Here is an 18,311-nt window from a genome sequence, read left to right on the forward strand (position 1 = left end):
CACGCACCTCGGAGACTCAGGCCGGCGCGACGGGGCGTCGGCGCAGGCCCACGAGCGCGACGGCGAGGACGACCAGCACCGCCTCGACGGGGCCCGGGGCGACGCCGGCGACGAGCCAGCCGGCGATCGCGACGGCGGCGAGCAGGACCACGAGGGCGGCGTGGAGCAGCGCCGGGGCGCGTGAGAAGGTTCGCGCGAGCAGCAACGCCAGCACGAGCACCGCCACGAACACGCGCAGGGCCAGGCTCTCGGCCCGCGCGAGCGCCGGGACGCGCGACAGCAGCAGCAGCGCGGCGATCGCCAGCGGCAGGCCGTAGCCGAGGCCGGCGAGCCAGCGCCGCAGTCGTTCGGCGGCGCGGGCCTCGCCGTCGCGCTCGCGCCGGCGCGCCAGCAGGACCCCGCCGAGCCACGAGAGGGCCACGAGGCCGGCGCCGAGCAGGACGTAGGCGAGGTCGACCAGCCACGCCGGACCCCACTCGCCGTAGTGCAGCACGATCGCGGCCATGAAGGCCTGCAGGCCGGGGCCGGCGGCCGGGAGGGCGCGACAGTCCCGCAGCGCGCCGTCGGCCCCGCGGGTGAAGGAGCCGCGCTCGAAGAGGCCGTCGCCCTCGAGGTCGACGCGCACCGTGCCGCTGGCGAGGCCCGGGTGACGCACGCGCAACTGGTGGACCTCGGCGCCGTCGAGGTGCTCGTCGACGACGGGGCAGCGGGCCGCGAGGGCGCGCTGGAGGTTCGGACGCTCCACCGCGGCGTCGACCAGCGGGGGGCGATCGGTGGCGAGGACGTCGCGCATCAAGGCGACCCGGTCGCCGCCGTAGGCCCCGCCGCCGACGATCGGCACGACGACCAGGGTCAGGCCGAGCAGCGCGCCCGACCACGCCCACACCAGCGCGGCCGGCAGGGTGAAGAAGCCGACCCACTGGTGCATGCGCATGGCCAGCGGCTGGGCCGGGCGGCGCCGGCGGATCAGGTTGCGCAGCCAGTCGCGGCGCGTGAAAAGGCCGGTGCAGAGGATCAGGGCCAGCGCGACTCCGAGCAGGCCGAGCACCGCCTCGCCGACGAGGGGCTGGGTCAGGAGGTGGCGATGCAGGTCGCGCACGACCCACAGCGGGCCGCGGCCCTCGGCCACCTGGGCGCCGGTGATCGGGTCGAAGTCGACGCGGACCGGCTCGCGCGTGGGGCCGAAGTAGACGACCTCGATCCACGGGTGGTCGGGGCCGGCGGGGTGGATCGACAGCTCGCTGCGGACCAGGGCCGGCTGGGTCGCCAGCAGGCCGGCGAGCACGGCGTCGAGCGGCTGGGCGTCGACCGGGGGCACGTCGGAGGCCGCGGCGTGGACGACCTGCCAGCGCGCGAGGGCGCGGTCGAGCACGGCGCCGACGCCTGAGCCGAAGATGAGCATGGCCGCGAGCGCCAGCGCGCCGCCGAGGCCGCGGTGGATGGCGAACAGGCGCCGCCGACCGGAGCCGGGCTGCGCGTGTCGGCGCCAGGTGACCAGGGCGAGGGCGAGGAGGGTCCAGATCGGGATGAAGGCGACGCTGGCGACCGTGGCGCGCTCGACCGGCAGGTCGGGCCAGGCGCGGGCGATGAGCCAGGTGAGCAGGCCCGCGGCCGCGCCGGCGAGCACGACCAGGCCGAACTGCGCGCGCGCGCCCGACTTGCGCGGGGCCTCGCTCATCGCGACCTCGCGTCCTCGCGCGGGCGGGCGCGCCAGCGCACCAGCTCGCGCTCCTGCTCGACGGCGAAGCGGCGCCGGCCGAGCACGTCGTTGAGGATCACGGCGGAGCGCCAGGCCATCAGGCTGAGCTGCGACTCGGCGATCCCATGGGTCGTGCGGCCGCCGTTGACGATGTAGAGGCGGCCGTCGCCGGGTCGGCGGCGGCGCAGCTCGAAGTTGTTGTCGACCTGCAGGCCGCCGTGCTCGTCGCGCTCGAGCTCGGGCAGCAGCGACTCGATGCACGGCGGCAGGTGCTCGCGCAGGCCGGTGCAGAGGATGACGGTGTCGGCGGGGACGGCCTCGTGCTCGCCGTCGAGGTTGTTGCGGGTGTGCAGCTCGAAGCCGGCGCCGCGCGGGCTCAGCGACAAGAGCTCGCGGCCCGGCAGCAGCTCGACGCGCGGGCCGGAGCGCAGGGCGCCGAGCTGGTAGACGCGGTCGTGCAGCTCGCGCAGGGTCGACAGCGAGATGCCGTCGCCGGCCAGCTTGTGGCGGGCCAGCAGCGACTGCCGGCGCGGCCGGTCGAGCTCGTGGAAGGCGGCGACGAAGCCGGGCGTGAACAGGTGGTTGGTGAACGGGCTCTCGTCGAGCGGCTCGAAGTTGAGGCGGCGCGACACCCAAGTCAGCTCGGCGACCTCGCCCCAGCTGCCGCGCAGCAGCTCGAGCACGACCTCGGCGCCGGTCTGGCCGCCGCCGACCACCGCGACCCGCGAGCCCCGGAGGTCGAGCGGCCGCGCGAGGATGTCGATCGCGTGGAAGCAGTTCGGTCCGAGGTGGGCCCGCGCGCACTCGGGCACGGCCGGGATCCGACCTGTCCCGAGGACCACGTGACGCGCGCGTGCGGCCGGTGTCGTGGCGCAGCTCGAAGCCGCCGGGCACCGGGACGACGTCGCGGACCTCGACGCCGAAGCGCAGCGACGCCAGCCGGCTCGCGACCCACCCGAGGTAGTCGGCGAACTCGACCCGCTCGACGGCCGAGCTCTCCTGGGCCAGGAACGCGTGGAAGCGGCCGTGCTGGACCAGGTAGTTGACGAACGAGTGCTGGCTGGTCGGGCTGACCGCGGTGACCAGGTCCTTCAAGAAGGAGGTTTGCATCCGCGAGCCGCGGAACATCAGGCCCGGGTGCCAGGCGAAGCGCTCGCGTTTTTCGAAGAAGCGGGTGCGCAGCTCGGGCAGCTCGTCGGCGAGCGCCGCGATGCTGAGGTTGAAGGGCCCGACGCCCACGCCTGCGAGATCGATCTCATCGTTCATCGTCCACCTCCCTCACCAACGGGTTGTGCAGCGGCGGTCCGAGCGCGGGCAGCGGGCGCGTGGCGCCGCCGCCGTGGCCGATCCGCAGGCGCGCGCGGTTCAGGCAGATCCGCTCCATCTCCGGACGGAACAGGTCGAAGCGCGCCGTCGTGTCCCGCGGCACCGAGTCACAGTAGTCGCGCAGCGTCCGCGACAAGAGCCGCAGGAACTCGCGCTCCGGCAGGCCGAAGCCGCGCTCGCACAGCGGCGCGACGAAGCGCAGCACGCTGACGAAGTAGCCGGTGTAGAGGTCGTGCACGATCTGGCCCGCGGGCAGGGCCTTGAGCCCGCGCAGCGCCGCCTCGTGATCGAAGCCGTCGTCGGCGACCCGGCGAACGTCGCCGTGGACGTCGCGCAGCAAGATCGCCGTCGGCAAGCCGCCGCGCAGCACCAGGCCGAGGTTCTGGCCGTGGGCGATCACGCCGATGCCGTGGCGGCACAGCAAGTGGTAGAGCGGCACCGCGGTGCGCTCGAACAGCGCGGTGAGCCACTGCGCGATCGAGGCGCCGCTCTGCTCGACCCACGTGCGCAGCAGCGGCTCGCCGTGGAGGTCGGTCTGCTGCAGCGCCGCCGCGGCCACCTCGCGCTCCTCGGGGCCGAGCCGCGGGACGGCGCTCTCGCGCCACAGGGCGCCCAGTTGCTCGCGCAGGCGGTAGGGCGCGCCGCCGAGGGCCTCGAACTCGGGCTGCGGCACGTGCACGCCGCCGAGGTCGCCGAGCACGTGGACGCCGTGGAGGCGCGGGTCGCCCTGGACGCGCCGGCGCAGGGCAGCGCCGATGCCGACGCCCTGCTCGATGTGCTCGCCGGGCAGGCCGCGCCAGCACGAGGTGTTGAGGATCGTCAGCGCCAGCTTGACGTCGGCCCGCTCGGGGCGGGAGGCGTCGGCGAGGGTGCGGATCGACAGGCGCGGGGCGTAGGCGTCGCCGAAGCTGCCGAGCGAGACGATGGCGCCGCGAGTCAGCGCATCGACGTACTGCGCGGCCAGGTGGTGCTGCCACTGCCACGGGTGCACCGGCACGAGCACGCCGCTGGCCTCGAGGTGAGGCGCGCGCGTGCAGCTGCGCGAGCAGGCGCGCGCGGGCGTCGGCGTCGCAGCTCTCGTCGACGAGCTGCAGCTTGCCAGACCCGGCGATCCCGCTGCAGCGGGCCAGCTCGGGGGCGACGACCAGCCAGTGCAGGTGCACGCGAGCGGCCGACTCCGGGGCGTACGCGGCCAGATCGGCGACGCCCCAGCCGACGCGGCCGCGGTGCGCGATGAGCTTGGGGTGACCGTCGAGGTGCTGCTCGAGCGCGGCGCCCGAGAGCGAGGCGAGCTCCGGGGCGCGCATCGTCGAAAGGCGCGCGCACTGGTTCGTCTCGGCCAGCAGGCTGTCGTGGAGCTCCTCGAGGAACTCGGCCAGGGCATCGGCGCCGACTCCGAGCGCGGCGCGGGCGTCGAGGACCAGCTGCACCGGCGACTCGGCGGCTTCTTCGGGGCCGTCGCCGACGCGGCGAGTGATGCCCGCGGCGTCGACGTGCAGCCCGCCCCACGCGCTCGGGCGGGCGGTGAACTTATAAGATGTCCCTTCGGACAGGTCGAGCGCCCAGCGATCGCCGCCGAGGGCGCGCGGGTGCAGCAGGCCTTCGAAGCTGAGCTCGCCGATCGCCTGCGCCAGCCGGCGGCGGCCGGCCAGGCGGGCGTGCTCGCGCCACTCGGGTGTCTCGCCGGGGTTCACGACACTAGCCCTCGAAGGTGGCGAAGAAGCGCTCGCGGGTGAGCACCATCAGCACCGCGGTCTTGTGCGGGAAGCGGACCTCGCCCCACTCCTCCCACGGGGTGGTGTTGGCCCAGCTGCGCACGCGGGCCTGGTCGACGCGCGGCTCACCGACCAGCCGCTGCGTCCGCGGGTCGTCGAGGAACAGGTAGTGCGCCATCGACAGGAACCACTGCCGGCCCCAGCCGCGGTGCCGCACCTCGGCGTCGCCGATCGCCATGTGGAAGCCGCGGTCGAAGTCGTCGGCCGCGTAGTGCGGGCCGAGCCGATCCTCCTTGGCCCAGTAGATCTCGTAGTAGGCGACCGGGCGCTCGTCGAAGTAACCGATCGCGGGGATCGTGTGCGGGTCGGCCTGGCGCTGCTCGATGTAGTCGGCCAGCTGCGCGCGGCCACGCCTGCTCCCAGAATTGCGCGACGACGGGATCGTTCATCCACGCGCAGAACAGGTCGAGGTCGCGCGCCATGTCGAAGCGGCGCAGGCTGAAGGTGCGATCGATGGCGGCGCAGTGGCGGCGGTACAGCAGCGAGTCGCCGTCGTCCCGGCGCAGCGGGTGGACGATCGCGCCGGTCTGGGTGAGCGGGGTAATCTCCGGCAGCCGCTCGCCGCGGTGGTGCCACAGCGGGCGCTGATAGAAGGCCTCGCGGGCGACGATTTCGCGGATGTCCTTTGAACATGTGCGAGGTGACGCAGGCCGAGGCGGCCGGTGAACAGGCGATCGCTCAGCAGGTCGCGCGCGCGCGCGTCGAAGGGATGGTCCCACGCGACGGTCGCGTGGCCGTCGGCGAGCGTGAGCGTGAAGGCGTGCGCGCCGTCGACGTCGCCCGTGAACTGCGAAGGAGTGATTTGCGCGAGCTCGACCTGCGCGTCACCGCCGGCGAAGTCGGCGGCGCGGCCGGACGTCGGGGCGGGCAGGTCCACGGGCGGGCGGTGCAGCGGGCTCGGGATGGCGCGGTAGATCGTCAGCGGGTCGGCGAGCGAGACCTCGTCGACGCCGCTGGCGAAGCAGCGCACGTTGGCCTTGGTCCACAGCTCCGGCGACTTGAGCAGGTAGTCGATCGCGCGCGGGTCGGCGGGCTCCTGCGCGCGCAGGCCGAGCAGGCAGGCGCGCAGGTGCTCGAGCAAGAGGCCCTGGTCGAGCCCGGGGATCATCGCCAGCGAGGCGACGGTGTTGAACACGCCGTTGATGACGACCGAGTAGGCCCACACCCGCTCGGCCAGCGGCGAGCGGAACACCGCCCGCTCGAGGCCCGGGACGCGCTCGCCGTGGCGGCGCAGGGCCAGGTCGGTGTAGGCGGTGCCCTGGGCGTCGCGGAACCACGCGCGCGTCGGCGTGAGACCGTCATCGGCGAGGCCGATCACGAGGTTCTGCTGGTGCGCGCTGAGCAGCAGGCCGAGCTCGGCCTGGGCGGCGACGATCGGTGCGAACACGACGGCGAGGAAGCGCTCGAACCACTTCTCGGCGAGGGCGATCGGGCGCACGCCGAGCTGCGCGGCGGCCCGCTCGAGGCGCAGCACGAGCCGGCTGCGGCCGCTGCGAGGGTCGTCCTGCAGCAGGGTGGCCAGCATCTCGGCCGGCTGGTCGGCGCGGAACGGGTTGTCGCGCAGGGCGAAGAAGCTGACCGAAGGGCCAGGTTGATTGGCGTCGTCCCGCAGGCCGAACCACGCCGGCTCGCGCAGGATGTGGAAGTCGGGGTGGCGCGGCAGCGGGGCGTCGGTGTCGCCGAGGATCCGCCCGAGCAGCAGGCCGCGGTCGAGCTCGGCCAGCGACAGGGTGCGGCGCGAGTTGGTGAGGCGGACCGGCAGCGACTGCTTGAGCATGAACGGCGCGCCGTCGGCGTGGAGCGTGCGCAGCGACGACGTCACCGACCACGCGCGGCCGAGCGGGCCGAGCGGGACGAGGTCGCCGCGGCGCCGGCCGCCGTCGAGCGCGGGCTCGCCCTGCAGGGCGCGGTGCTGCAGCGGGTGCAGCGGCAGCAGCACGAACTCGGGGCCGGCAGCGGCGGCCTGGGCGGCCCACGCGGGGTCGCTGGCGATCAGGCGGGCCAAGAGCGCGTGCGCATCGTCGCCGCCGTGCAGCAGCCGCTCGCGGCGGACCGCCCACACGCACAGCGGGGTGCGCCCGCGCAGCTCGGGCACCAGGGCCTCGTCGCCGTCGCCGAGGCCCTCGCGCAGGCGCGGGGCCGGGTGGACCGAGTGGCCGAGGAGCAGCCCCTGCTCGGCCTCGATGAAGCCGAGCGGCCCGGTGAACAGGGCGTCGAGGTCGGCCGCGCGGGCCGCGAGGGTGGCCTCGAGGTTGGCCGCGCTGGCGCGCACGCGGGCGACGAAGCGATCGAGACCTGGCCCGGAGGACAGGCCGAGGGCGGCGGCGACGGCTGGCTCTTCGACCAGGCGGGCGATCAGGCGCGCGAGCGGCAGCGGCTCGCTGGCGCCGGCGGCGTCGCGCCAGCGGGCCTGGCCGGCGGCGATCCGACCGACGCCGGCGGGCCGGGCCAGCGGGACCTCGATGGCGCCGCCCTGCGCGGGCATGTCGAGGCGCAGCCACTCGCGCCCGGGGGCGCGCATGGGGGTCCAGCCGCCGAGCTCGCGCAGGAGGGCGCTGAGCAGCGCGCGGCCGGCGGGCTCGAACGCCGCGTCGTCGCGCTCACCGAGTCGAATATCGTCGCGCGTGGTCATGGCTCACTCCGGGATCACGCACGCGCCGACGTGGGCCTGCTCGGGCGCGGTGGCGCCGATCGCCTCGCAGGTGGCGCCCATGCCCTTGGCGGTGCAGGTGTTCTCGCCGCTCTGGGTGTCGCAGTAGTCGGTGCAGCAGTACGAGTCGGGCGGGCAGCCGACGACCCGCTGCGCGCAGTGCAGGCCGGGGGCGCAGCTGATCGCGGTCTCGCAGTCCTCGCCGATCGCGTGGCCGTCGACGCCCTGCGGGAAGCAGACGAAGCCCTCGGGCTCGCGGAAGATGCAGGCCTCGTCGGCGGTGCAGCCGACGGCGAGCAGGGGGTCGCAGACCGGGGCGCACACCGGCAGCGCGCCGATGCTGACGCAGCGCTGATCGTTGCCGCACACGTCGCCGACGCACAGCGGGTAACACAGGCCCTCCCACGGCGCGCCGGTGGTGTCGAACGAGCCGATGCACCACGACGCCTCGTCGCAGTCGTCGGTGCCGGCGATCACGCCGTCGTGGTGGCAGCTGTCGCCGGCCGTGTTGTCGCCCTGGACCGGCAAGCACACGAACTCCCAGTCGGCGGCGCCGCGCCGCAGCACGCACTTGAAGCCGTCGGGACAGTCCTGCAGGTCGGCCTGACACTGGGCCTCGCCGGGATCGGAGGTGCCGCCGGTGGTCGGGCCGGTGGTCGGGCCGGTGCTCGCGTCGCTGCTCGACCCGGTGCTCGCGTCGGTGCCGGCGCCGGTGGTCGGACCCGTGGTGTCGGCCACGGTCGCGGTCGCTCCGGTCGCGGTCTCGTCCGCGGGCTGGGTGGTGCCGCACGCGAGCAAGCACGCCGCGGACAGCAGGACACCGAAGGGTCGTCGCAAGATCGTTCGCATGCGTCGGAAGGTACTTTCAGGAGATAATGATTTTCAAAATTAAACGTGAGGCGCTCGGGAGAGATTCTCAGGGGTATTTGCGCCACAGACGTAGGATTTTGATAATCAGAATCGTGAGATTGCCGTGAACTCGTTCGCGTCGACGGCCTCGACGTCGCAAGGCGCGATCGCGCAGGCCGCATGGCTCACGGCTGGGAATGACATGTCTCGAGAGACATGTCGCCTGCAGACCCCGCGGAGGGCCTCGCCCGCCGGCGAGAGGCGGAGTCGTGGTTCGAAGAGATGGGACGATCCATACATGTCCTTCAGGCCATGTCGCACACGTCGGGGTCGCCGGCGCGGCGGAGGACCGGGGGGACGCCGACGAGCGCCGCCGCGAACGGGCGCCCGCGGTGGAGTCCGGTCGGAGCGGAGCGACTCGGGCTCGTCAGGATCGCCGTCATGCGCGGCCTCAGGCGGACGCCGACGGCCGCAGCTCGAAGCGGTGCAGGGCGTGCGAGCGGAGCACCTCCGGCTTGCGCGCGCGCAGGTACGAGAACGCGAGGCGGTGCTTGAGCGGGACGCGGCTGCGCAGCTCGGGCGGGAGGTCGAGCATGGTGGTCGAGTCGAGGCAGCGGTGGCGGCCCCAGGCCTCGATGGTGCGCGGGTCGTCGCAGCCCCACACGAACGGGGCGCGGTAGGTCTGCATCATCGGCCGCGCCTGGCTGGCGATCGCGCGCTGGGTGAGGGTGTCGAGCACGAACTGGCTGCCGGGGTAGGCGGCCGCGATCGCGTTGAGGCCGCGGCGGACTGTCTCTTCGGTCAGGTAGACGAGGACGGCCTCGGCGATGAACAAGAACGGGCCCTCGCCGGCGGACCCGAGCTGCGCCAGCCAGTCGTCGTCGCCGAACGCGCCGACGACCATGCGCCGCCGCGCGGTGTCGGTGAAGAACCGCCGCCGCAGCGCCAGCGAGTCGGGCAGGTCGACGTCGAACCACCGCAGGGCGCCGTTGTCGACCCGCTCGAACCGGGTGTTGAGCCCGGTGCCGATCTCGACCACCGTGCCGCCCGGGTGCATGCGCAAGAACTCCTGGACCCACCGGTCGATCATGACGGTCCGCAGACATGCCCGAAAGGCCAGGTCACGCTGCGACGCGAACCGCCGCTCGAAGTCGTAGTCCAGCTGCGCGACGATCTCCTGCGCCCGCGGGTCGCGGAGGATCGGCCGCCTCCGCCCGGTCTCGATCGCCCGGCACCACAGCGGGATCATGAGCGTCTCGCTGACGTCGCCGAGAGCCACCGCTTGTTTGTTCGTCATGAGGCGGAGTTAATAGTGAATATGATTTTCACTGTCAAAAATGAGCCAGCGCACGTCGGACGGGCCGCTTTCGGGTGATCGAGCGAGTCCGCCCGGTCGACTCGCACTGCGGTCGCGGCTTCGCGAGAGGTTCGCGGCGCGGTCGCGACAGTCATGCGAACGCCGTGTCGGTGGATGCCGAGCGCGCGAGCGGAAGCACGGCCGACGGACGTGGAACTCCGTGAGCGAGGCGCACGCGGAGGTTCGCGCGAGTGCGAGGTCTGGAGGTCGTCGACTCGAGGGCACGGCGGAGGCGGCTCGTGAACGAGTGCGAGATCGAGAGGAGCGGACGGCGATGCGAAGCGGCGGCCAACCGCTCGCGCTCGTACGGGCGACGGACCGGGGAGCGCGACGAGAGCCTGTACCGATGGGCATGTCCTTTCGGACCTGACTGAAAAGGCATGTCGTGCGCGCGGCTGCGAGGCGCGTCGCATTCGCGAACCTCGGGCGAGCGCGTCGCGAGCATCGGCGAGCGCCGGAGCGCGGGCCCGGCGGCCGCGCGTGCGGTGCGAACACCTGCGCTCGCGGCCGACATGCGCCCGCCTGGACAAGCCGGGCGGGCGCCGCGACACTGGGTGAACGCCATGACTTACGCCACCCGCGTCGCGCTCCTGTCCCTCTTCGTCGCTCCGCTCGGCCTCGCTGCCTGCACCCCGAGCGACCCGGTTTCGACCGATACGGCGGGGTCCGAGGCGTCGACCGCGACGACGCTGACGGCCGGCACCACCGACACCACGAGCGACGGCGAGACGACGACCGCGACCGACACCACGCTCGGCACCAGCGACGCGAGCACGACCACGACGACCGAGCCGACCACCGAGGCGCTGCCGACCACCGACGCGACGACGTCGACGACGACGACGACGACCGACGCGACGACGACGACGACGACCGACACGACGACCGACACGACGACCGGCGGCAACGTCCTGTGGGACACGCCGAACCTGTGGTACTCGGTGGAGAACCACCTCATCTACATCCAGATCGATCCGGCCGACGGCTCGGTCGTCACCCTCGTCCACAACGAGCTGGTCGCCGACGAGCCGCTGATCCACGGCCAGAACGGCCTGACGATGCTCGAGGACGGCTCGCTGATCGGCTCGCGCGAGTCGGCCGAGGGCACGCAGATCTTCCACATCCCCGAGCCGCCGATCACCGAGAACACGCCGGCCCAGGCGACGCTGCTGGGGATCGTGCCCAGCGACGGCCAGGACCAGCCGATCCGCGTCGAGGCGCTCTACACCGACTGCGACGGCCGGGTCTACCTCATGGACACCGGCGAGGACGTGGGCAACAACGAGGGCAACCGCCTGCTCCGCTTCACCGGCGCGTACCTGCAGGGCGACCTGGCGTTCGAGGTGATCACCGACCTCGGCAACGCGTCGGTGGCCGACATCGACGACATGTCGCCCGGCATCGTCGACGGCGAGGTCAGCGACAGCCTCGGCTTCGCCATGGACTCGAGCAACTTGTGGCAGATCGACTACACGACCGGCACCGGCATGCAGCTGGCGAACACCGACGGGACGTGGGGGATCCACGCGCTCGGCGGGCCGCTGTTCGACGACCAGCAGCCGCGCCTCTACATCCTCAGCTCCGGCGAGGGCGACAACGGCGCCGAGCTGATGCAGGTCGACCTCGACGACTTCTCCAATACGCGGCCGCTGGTCACCGGCCCCAACCTCGACCTCGACAACGGCTACAACGGCTGGAGCGGCCTCGCCGGCCCGCTCACCGAGTGCATGACGACGATCCCGGGTTGAGGCTGTCCTTCGGGACAGGCGGGAGCGGCGCCGAGGTGTCCTGGAAGACAGCTCGGAGGTCTCCGCGAGGCGCGGCGGTCCCTGCGCGGCGGACCGCCGACGGCGGGCTCGGCCGCGGCAGCGACATGTCCCCGAGGACAGGTTGCCGGCGGCCTCAGGCGGCGCCGAGCCAGGCGCGCCAGGCCTCGGGGACGTCGTGGATCGGGAGGCGCTGGGCCAGGGTCATCGGGGTCCACTTGGGTCGGGCCGGGCGGGTGCGCAGCGGCAAGCCGGCCTGCTCCGGGGTGCGCCCGCCCTTGCGCCGGTTGCAGGCGCCGCAGGCGGTGACGACATTGGTCCAGGTGGTCTTGCCGCCGTCGACGCGCGGGACCACGTGGTCGAGGGTGAGCTCGTGGTCGCTGTATTGGACGCCGCAATACTGACAGCGGTGGTTGTCGCGCAGGTACACGTTCTTGCGCGAGAACCGGACCACCTGCGGGCCCGGCCGCGCGGCGTGCAGCAGCCGGACGACCGAGGGGGTGGGGTAGGCGTGGCTGACGGTCCTGACCTCGCGCTCGTAGCTGGCGATGACCTCGACCTTGTCGAGGAAGCTCAGGCACAGGGCACGCCGCCACGAGATGACCTTGATCGGCAGAAAGCCGGGATCGAGGACCAGCGTATGCATGGGGTTGCCCATCCACGAGGCTAGCATGACCCGGCGTCGACGCGGCCACGGCCCCGTGACGGCTGCGACGCAGGCGCGCGTCCACGCGCGGCTGTGAGGGCGAGCGAGGGCGAGCGAGGGCCGCAAAGACCGGCGCAAAACGCCGGGCCGCGCTGCCACAAGGCCGATGGGACATGTCCACAAAGACATATGATGGGACAAATGCCGGACCGGCGGCCGCCGCGACCGCAGCGATCGGGCGGGGGACGCTCGCCCCGTCACGGGCCGGCGACCCCCGATACCGCGCGCCTCGCCTCGCTGCGGGGCCGCTGCGCAGCCGCCGCGGCGGGCCCTGCCGAAGAGTGGCGCGCCGCCACGTCGGGGTGCTAACGGTCAGGCGTGCACTTCACCCCCGAGACCCTGGCCGCGACCACCGGCGGACGCCTGCTCCGCGCGGGTTCGCGGGAGATCCGCGGCGCCTTCGTCGACAGCCGCGACCCCGTGCCCGGCGGCCTGTTCGTGCCGATCGTCGCCGCCCGCGACGGCCACGCGTTCATCCCCGACGCGATCCGGGCCGGCGCCGCGGCGGTCCTGCAGGCCCCGGGGCACCCGCTGCCCGACGAGCCGACGGTCACCGTGATCGAGGTCGCCGACACGTTCGCGGCCCTGACGGTCCTCGGCCGCGCCGCCCGCGAGCGCTGCGGCGGCCCGGTGGTGGCGATCTCCGGCAGCAACGGCAAGACGACCACGCGCGCGCTGGTCGAGGCGGTCCTGCGCAGCCGTCACGGCCGCGTCCTGGCCACCCGCGGCAACCTCAACAACCACCTCGGGGTGCCGCTGTCGCTGCTGAACGGGCCCGATCATCCGGAGGCGATCGTGCTCGAGCTGGGGATGAGCGCGCCCGGCGAGAACGAGCGCCTGGCCGCGGTGGTGCGCCCCGACGTCGCGGTGATCACGAGCGTCGCGCTCGAGCACCTCGAGTTCATGGGCAGCCTCGAGGCGATCGCCGCCGCCGAGGCCGAGCCGCTGCGCCACGTGCGGGCCGGCGGGGTCGCGGTGGTGCCCGACGACGAGCCGCTGCTGCCGCCGCACTTCCCGCCTGGCCTCTCGATCCTGCGCTTCGGGGAAGGTCCGGACGCGGCCGTGCGCATCCTCGGGGTCGAGCTCGACGAGCGGACCCACGCGACCTTGCAGCTGCATACCCCGCGGCGGCAGCGAGGAGATCCGCCTGAGCCTGCGGGTGTTCGGGGCCCACAACGCCCGCAACGCGGCGGCCGCCCTGGCGGTCGGGCTGCACCTGGGCTGTCCGGTCGGGCCGATGATCGAGGCGCTCGAGGGGGTCCAGCCGGTCGGCGATCGCGGCCGGGTGCTCCGCTTCGACGACCACCACCTGCTCATCGCCGACAACTACAACGCCAACCCCGGCTCGGTCACGGCGGCGCTGCACAGCCTGGCCGCGCTGCGCCCGTCACGGCCGGGTCCGCTGGCCGCGGTGATCGGCGACATGCTCGAGCTGGGCGAGCGCAGCCCGAGCTGCACGCCGAGGTCGGCCGGCTGGCGGCCGCGCTGAAGCTCGACGCCCTGTTCACCTTCGGCACCCTGTCGCAGGCCGCCGCCGACGCGGCCAAGGCCGGCGGGATCGCGTCGTGGCACGCCGGGCTTTGCGTGTCCGACCTCGTCGCCGCCGTCCGGGCCGCCTTCGCCGAACGGCCGGGCGCCCTCCTCGTCAAGGGCAGCCGCGGCATGCGATTGGAGCGGGTCGTCGAGGCCCTGCTGCAGGCGCCGCCCAAGGCCGTGTAGACTGTGGCGATGCTCGTCGCGCTCGCCGTCGTGTCGCTCGCCCTCGCCCCGCCCGCCGGTCTGCGCAGCTATGACGGGCCCGAGGCGGTGATGGTGGATGGCGCTTCGGACATGTCCGATGGGACCTTGCCCGAGGGTCATGTCACGCTGATCCACCACGCGGTCGCCGGCGACGTCGCGGCCACGGCCGAGGCGCCGGCCCCCGCGCCGGCGGTCGACGACATGCCGCGCTACTACCCGGCGCCGCTGACCGACGCGCAGTGGCAGCGGCTGGGCGGGCGGCGGGTGCTGGTGATCCTCGGCACCGCCGGGCGCGAGTGCGTGACCTTCACCCGGGCCGACAAGTCGGCGGTCTACTACGTGCACCCGAAGAACGGCGCGCAGCAGGCCCCGCTGGCGGCCGTCACCGCGGTGCACGAGAACTCGTGGGAGTGCGTCGAGGGCCGCGAGTCGACCCCGTCGGAGTGGGCCCGCGTCGGCGCCGGCGTCGGCATCGGCTTCTCCGCGGTCGGCATGTTGATGGGCGTGCTGTACGACGCCGGCCGCGCCGGCAAGACCGACCCGAGCGACTACGGCATGAAGCACTTCATGTACGCCGGCCTCGGCCTGACGACGACGCTGCTCGGCACGCCGATCGTCGCCATCGGCGGCGCGAGCACCAGCCGGGACCTGCGCGTGCGCGGCAAGATCTGGGCGCGCGGCCTCGGCTACGCCCTCTACGCCGGCGCGGCGGTGTTCAGCATGCTGTGGCTGATCGGCCAGTACGGCGACAAGGAGCCCCTGCGCTTCGTCGGCGTTACCAGCCTGGCGGGCGGCCTCGGGCTGGCCGGCTCGGCGTTCATGGCCGTCGACGCCCTGTCGTCGCGCGCCGAGCTCAAGACGCTCGAGCGCCAGGACACCGGGCAGGGGCGCAAGACGGCTCGCCGCGGCCAGCTGCACTTGGGGGCAGGTCCTTCGGGACAGGGCTTCGGGGTCGCCCTCGGCGGGAGGTTCTGAGTGCGCGCCGACTACGCCCGCGTGCGCGCGGCCACGGAGGCGCTGGTCGCCGGGCTGCCCGCCGAGGACCTGGTGGTCCAGAGCATGCCGGACGCGAGCCCGGCCAAGTGGCACCTCGCGCACACGACGTGGTTCTTCGAGACCTTCGTGCTCGGCCCGGCGCGCGCCGACTACCGGCCGTTTCACCCCGAGTTCGAGGTCCTCTTCAACTCCTATTACGAGGCCGTCGGGCCGCAGTTCAGCCGGCCGCGCCGCGGGCTGTTGTCGCGGCCGACCGGCGCCGAGGTGCTGCAGTACCGGGCCCACGTCGACGCGGCGATGCACGAGCTGCTGGCGCAGGGCGGGCCGCCGTGGCTGGCCGAGCGGGTCCGCCTCGGGCTCGAGCACGAGCAGCAGCACCAGGAGCTGATCCTGATGGACCTGCTGCACCTGTTCGCCCAGAACCCGCTGCGCCCGGCGCTGCGGGCGGACGCGGCGCCGCCGTCGTCCCACCCGGCGCCGCCGCTGCGCTGGTGCCCGGGACCGGCCGGGGTCGGCGAGGTCGGCCACGCCGGCGACGGCTTCCACTTCGACAACGAGGGCCCGCGCCACAGGGCGCTGCGGCAGCCTTATGTTCTTGCGTCGCGCTGCGTGACGAACGCGGAGTATGCGGAGTTCGTGGCCGACGGCGGCTACCGCCGCAGCGCGCTGTGGCTGTCCGACGGCTGGGCGCAGGTCCAGGCCGAGAGCTGGACGGCGCCGCTGTACTGGTACATGTCCGAAGGGACATGGTGGCAGATGACCCTCGGCGGGCCGCGCCCGCTCGACCCGCACGCGCCGGTGGTCCACGTGTCGCACTACGAGGCCGACGCGTTCGCCCGTTGGGCCGGGGCCCGCTTGCCGACCGAGTTCGAGTGGGAGGCGCTGGCCGAGCGCGCACCCGTCAGCGGCAACTTCGTCGAGTCGGGCCGCCTCCACCCGACCGCCGCGGAGCCGCCGCCACGCGGCGAAAACCTGCCCGCGCAGCTGTTCGGCGACGTGTGGGAGTGGACGGCCAGCGCCTACCTGCCGTACCCCGGCTATCGCCCGCCGGAGGGCGCGCTCGGCGAATACAACGGGAAGTTCATGTCGAACCAAATGGTGCTCCGCGGCGGTTCGTGCGCTTCCCCGCGGGATCATTTGCGTGCCAGTTACCGCAATTCTTTCCGCCCCGGGCACGGTGGCCGTTCACGGGGATCCGTCTCACCAAGGATGCATGATGCGACCGGTCCAACTACGCACGCTCGATGAGGCGACGCAGGCGCCGACCGACGGGTTCCTCGCCGATGTGATCGAGGGCCTGTCGCGCCCGGCCAAGCGCCTGCCGTCCAAGTACTTCTACGACGCCCGCGGCTCGCGCCTGTTCGAGGCGATCTGCGAGACCCCGGAGTATTACCTGACCCGCGCCGAGATCGAGATCCTCGGCGACCACGCGATGGAGATGGCCGCCGCCGTCGGCCCGCGCCGCATCATCGTCGAGTACGGCAGCGGCGAGAGCATCAAGACCCGCCTGCTGCTCGACCACCTCGACGCCACCGCCTACGTGCCGGTCGACGTGTCGCGCGAGCCGCTGCTGGCCGCCAGCGCGGCGATCCAGACCGAGTACCCGAGGCTCAAGGTGCTGCCGCTGCACGCCGACTTCACGCGCCCGTTCAACCTGCCGGTCGGCGCGCTCGGCCGCAGCCTGGTGTACTTCCCCGGCTCGACCATCGGCAACTTCGACCCGGCCGAGGCCACCGCGCTGCTGCGGAACATCGCCCGCGCGCCCGGCTGCGAGGGCGCGCTCGTCGGCATCGACCTCGTCAAGTCGAAGCGCGTGCTCGAGGCCGCCTACAACGACAGCGACCTGGTGACCGCGGCGTTCAACCTGAACCTGCTCCACCGCATCAACAGCGAGCTCGGCGGCGAGTTCCAGCCCGGCCGCTTCTCCCACCGCGCCGTCTTCAACGAGGCGGCGGGCCGCATCGAGATGTACCTGGTCAGCAAGATCGACCAGGTCGTCGGCGTCGGCGGCCGCAGCTTCAGCTTCCGCGCCCGCGAGGCGATCTTGACCGAGCTGTCGCACAAGTACACGCTGGATGGCTTTTCGGACATGTCCTCCAGCGCAGGTATGACGCTGACCCAGGCGTGGACCGACGACGCCGCCCGCTTCGCGGTGGTCCACCTGGTCCGCCGCGCGGCCTGAGGTCTGCGAGCCTCGCGGACCCGCGGGCCGCGGACCTACGCGGCTCGCTCGGGGCCCCCCGCGAGCCGGCACGGCGTTCCTCCGCGGCGCCCCGCAAAGGTCCGCAACCTGTGAATCGGCGCCGACCCGAGAACTGCAGGTCGCCGCGCGTCTGCGCGACGCAGCGTCCGTCTTGAGCGCGTCGCAACGCGGTCGTACCGTCGCGGCATGCTCCGCGCCGCGACCCTCGTCACGCTCGCCTCGCTCGCGCTGTCCGCCTGCTCCGACGACGGCAGCGGCCGCGCCTCGGCCACCGCCGCGATCGTCTCGGGCGTGGGCACGCTGCCGCCGACCACCGAGGACGCGACTTCCGCGGGGACGCCGACGTCGACCGGCGAAACCACCGGCACGACCGCAGGCACCACCGACGACGACGGCAGCAGCGCGCCCGACCCGACCGGCAACGGCGGGCCGAAGTTCGACATCGGCAAGACGCCCGACGCCGGACCGCCGCCGGAGCCGAAGGCGTGCCTCAAGGTCGACCTGCTGTTCGTGGTCGACAACTCGTCGAGCATGAAGGACGAGCAGGACAACCTGGTGGCGAGCTTCCCGGGCTTCGTGCAGGAGATCCAGCAGCAGCTGGTGGACGCGGAGAGCCTGCACATCGGGGTGGTGTCGACCGACAAGTACGAGGGCAACGAGAACCCGTGCGACGGCGTGCTCGGCGGGCTCGTCACCCAGACCGACGGCAGCAACTCGAGCAACCAGTACTGCGGGCCGTTCGTCAGCGGCAAGCGCTACATGACCGAGCAGGACGACCTGGCGACCCGGTTCGCCTGCGCGGCCCAGGTCGGCACCTCGGGCGACAGCAACGAGAAGCCGCTGCAGGCGGCCCTGCGCGCGCTCGGGCCCGACCTGGCCCAGCCGGGCCAGTGCAACGAGGGCTTCGTCCGCGAGGACGCGCTGCTGGTCCTCGTCGTCATCACCGACGAGGAGGAGGACGGCTCGTCCGGCGACCCACCCGACTGGTTCAACGAGCTGGTGGCGCTCAAGGGCGGGATCGAGACCAACATCGTCACCCTCGCGCTGATCGGCCCCGAGAACCCCGAGTGCGCGAGCGCGGCCGAGATCGCCCACCGCATCATCGACTTCGCCGAGATGTTCACATACGGCAGCATCGGCCAGATCTGCGCCGCCTCGTTCCAGCCGTTCTTCCACGACGCGATCGCGGTGATCGACCAGGCCTGCGAGAACTTCGTGCCGCCGGGCTGAGGCGCCCTCGCCGC

14 protein-coding genes and 5 pseudogenes are annotated in these 18,311 nt (G+C 73.2%); 8 read left to right on the forward strand and 11 right to left on the reverse strand.

Translation table 11 applies throughout. From position 1 onward, the window contains the following. Window positions 1-16: 16 nt before the first annotated feature. The 5 genes and pseudogenes from OV079_RS48350 to OV079_RS59870 form a co-directional block, all read right to left on the reverse strand. Complete coding sequence (locus OV079_RS48350; protein ID WP_267776979.1) at window positions 17-1,678, reverse strand: PepSY-associated TM helix domain-containing protein; 1,662 nt, start codon at window positions 1,676-1,678, stop codon at window positions 17-19. Further along, window positions 1,675-2,553, reverse strand: a pseudogene (locus OV079_RS48355) (SidA/IucD/PvdA family monooxygenase); the annotation flags it as partial. The pseudogene OV079_RS48355 and the gene OV079_RS48350, both read right to left, overlap by 4 nt. Window positions 2,554-2,599: 46 nt before the next feature. After that, window positions 2,600-2,965 (reverse strand): annotated as a pseudogene (locus OV079_RS59865) (SidA/IucD/PvdA family monooxygenase); the annotation flags it as partial. After that, a complete protein-coding gene (locus tag OV079_RS48360) occupies window positions 2,955-4,127 on the reverse strand; it encodes an IucA/IucC family protein (RefSeq protein WP_267778820.1) in 1,173 nt (390 codons plus the stop codon). The pseudogene OV079_RS59865 and the gene OV079_RS48360, both read right to left, overlap by 11 nt. Beyond that, window positions 4,108-4,332, reverse strand: a pseudogene (locus OV079_RS59870) (IucA/IucC family protein); the annotation flags it as partial. The gene OV079_RS48360 and the pseudogene OV079_RS59870, both read right to left, overlap by 20 nt. A 45-nt stretch (window positions 4,333-4,377) precedes the next feature. Between OV079_RS59870 and OV079_RS59875 the strand changes: the two are divergent. Then, window positions 4,378-4,761 (forward strand): hypothetical protein, encoded by a 384-nt coding sequence (locus tag OV079_RS59875; protein WP_420829464.1) that lies wholly within the window; start codon window positions 4,378-4,380, stop codon window positions 4,759-4,761. Here OV079_RS59875 and OV079_RS48370 read toward each other — a convergent pair. The 5 genes and pseudogenes from OV079_RS48370 to OV079_RS48390 form a co-directional block, all read right to left on the reverse strand. Beyond that, window positions 4,724-5,222 (reverse strand): annotated as a pseudogene (locus OV079_RS48370) (GNAT family N-acetyltransferase). The gene OV079_RS59875 and the pseudogene OV079_RS48370 overlap by 38 nt on opposite strands. Next, window positions 5,186-7,432, reverse strand: a complete 2,247-nt coding sequence (locus OV079_RS48375) for an IucA/IucC family protein (protein WP_267776981.1) — start codon at window positions 7,430-7,432, stop codon at window positions 5,186-5,188. The pseudogene OV079_RS48370 and the gene OV079_RS48375 overlap by 37 nt, the downstream one beginning before the upstream one ends. A gap of 3 nt (window positions 7,433-7,435) precedes the next feature. Next, window positions 7,436-8,299, reverse strand: coding sequence for a hypothetical protein (locus OV079_RS48380; RefSeq protein WP_267776982.1), 864 nt, complete (start codon window positions 8,297-8,299; stop codon window positions 7,436-7,438). 305 nt (window positions 8,300-8,604) lie between these two features. Next, window positions 8,605-8,742, reverse strand: a complete 138-nt coding sequence (locus OV079_RS48385) for a hypothetical protein (protein ID WP_267776984.1) — start codon at window positions 8,740-8,742, stop codon at window positions 8,605-8,607. Between the two features lie 8 nt (window positions 8,743-8,750). Next, on the reverse strand, window positions 8,751-9,596 hold the full coding sequence (locus tag OV079_RS48390) for a class I SAM-dependent methyltransferase (protein WP_267776985.1): 846 nt from the start codon (window positions 9,594-9,596) through the stop codon (window positions 8,751-8,753). Between the two features lie 623 nt (window positions 9,597-10,219). Here OV079_RS48390 and OV079_RS48395 point away from each other — a divergent pair. After that, window positions 10,220-11,404 (forward strand): hypothetical protein, encoded by a 1,185-nt coding sequence (locus tag OV079_RS48395; RefSeq protein WP_267776986.1) that lies wholly within the window; start codon window positions 10,220-10,222, stop codon window positions 11,402-11,404. 154 nt (window positions 11,405-11,558) lie between these two features. On the opposite strand, the gene OV079_RS48400 is transcribed toward OV079_RS48395, so the two are convergent. After that, window positions 11,559-12,068, reverse strand: coding sequence for an HNH endonuclease (locus tag OV079_RS48400; protein ID WP_267776989.1), 510 nt, complete (start codon window positions 12,066-12,068; stop codon window positions 11,559-11,561). Window positions 12,069-12,761: 693 nt separating this feature from the next. Between OV079_RS48400 and OV079_RS59880 the strand changes: the two are divergent. The 6 genes and pseudogenes from OV079_RS59880 to OV079_RS48425 form a co-directional block, all read left to right on the forward strand. After that, a pseudogene (locus OV079_RS59880) lies at window positions 12,762-13,112 on the forward strand (Mur ligase family protein); the annotation flags it as partial. 253 nt (window positions 13,113-13,365) lie between these two features. Further along, window positions 13,366-13,617 (forward strand): glutamate ligase domain-containing protein, encoded by a 252-nt coding sequence (locus OV079_RS59885; protein ID WP_420829601.1) that lies wholly within the window; start codon window positions 13,366-13,368, stop codon window positions 13,615-13,617. A gap of 239 nt (window positions 13,618-13,856) precedes the next feature. Then, a complete protein-coding gene (locus OV079_RS48410; RefSeq protein WP_267776992.1) occupies window positions 13,857-14,843 on the forward strand; it encodes a hypothetical protein in 987 nt (328 codons plus the stop codon). Then, a complete protein-coding gene (gene egtB / locus OV079_RS48415) occupies window positions 14,844-16,112 on the forward strand; it encodes an ergothioneine biosynthesis protein EgtB (RefSeq protein WP_267776994.1) in 1,269 nt (422 codons plus the stop codon). After that, on the forward strand, window positions 16,078-17,046 hold the full coding sequence (gene egtD / locus OV079_RS48420; RefSeq protein WP_267776996.1) for an L-histidine N(alpha)-methyltransferase: 969 nt from the start codon (window positions 16,078-16,080) through the stop codon (window positions 17,044-17,046). Before egtB ends, egtD begins: the two co-directional genes overlap by 35 nt. Before the next feature lie 207 nt (window positions 17,047-17,253). Next, entirely contained in the window at window positions 17,254-18,297 is a 1,044-nt protein-coding gene (locus tag OV079_RS48425) for a hypothetical protein (protein WP_267776998.1), read from the forward strand. Window positions 18,298-18,311: the final 14 nt, after the last annotated feature.

This window comes from Nannocystis pusilla, assembly GCF_026626665.1.
Taxonomy (GTDB): Bacteria; Myxococcota_A; Polyangia; order Nannocystales; family Nannocystaceae; genus Nannocystis; species Nannocystis pusilla.

What these genes read in the sequence shown, in the direction of transcription:
- OV079_RS48400 (WP_267776989.1), bottom strand. Translation starts at nt 12,068, where the DNA reads ATGCATACGCTGGTCCTCGATCCCGGCTTTCTGCCGATCAAGGTCATC.
- OV079_RS48425 (WP_267776998.1), top strand. Translation starts at nt 17,254, where the DNA reads ATGCTCCGCGCCGCGACCCTCGTCACGCTCGCCTCGCTCGCGCTGTCC.
- OV079_RS48390 (WP_267776985.1), bottom strand. Translation starts at nt 9,596, where the DNA reads ATGACGAACAAACAAGCGGTGGCTCTCGGCGACGTCAGCGAGACGCTC.
- OV079_RS59885 (WP_420829601.1), top strand. Translation starts at nt 13,366, where the DNA reads ATGATCGAGGCGCTCGAGGGGGTCCAGCCGGTCGGCGATCGCGGCCGG.
- OV079_RS48395 (WP_267776986.1), top strand. Translation starts at nt 10,220, where the DNA reads ATGACTTACGCCACCCGCGTCGCGCTCCTGTCCCTCTTCGTCGCTCCG.
- OV079_RS48375 (WP_267776981.1), bottom strand. Translation starts at nt 7,432, where the DNA reads ATGACCACGCGCGACGATATTCGACTCGGTGAGCGCGACGACGCGGCG.
- OV079_RS48380 (WP_267776982.1), bottom strand. Translation starts at nt 8,299, where the DNA reads ATGCGAACGATCTTGCGACGACCCTTCGGTGTCCTGCTGTCCGCGGCG.
- OV079_RS48410 (WP_267776992.1), top strand. Translation starts at nt 13,857, where the DNA reads ATGCTCGTCGCGCTCGCCGTCGTGTCGCTCGCCCTCGCCCCGCCCGCC.
- OV079_RS48385 (WP_267776984.1), bottom strand. Translation starts at nt 8,742, where the DNA reads ATGACGGCGATCCTGACGAGCCCGAGTCGCTCCGCTCCGACCGGACTC.
- egtD (WP_267776996.1), top strand. Translation starts at nt 16,078, where the DNA reads ATGATGCGACCGGTCCAACTACGCACGCTCGATGAGGCGACGCAGGCG.
- OV079_RS48350 (WP_267776979.1), bottom strand. Translation starts at nt 1,678, where the DNA reads ATGAGCGAGGCCCCGCGCAAGTCGGGCGCGCGCGCGCAGTTCGGCCTG.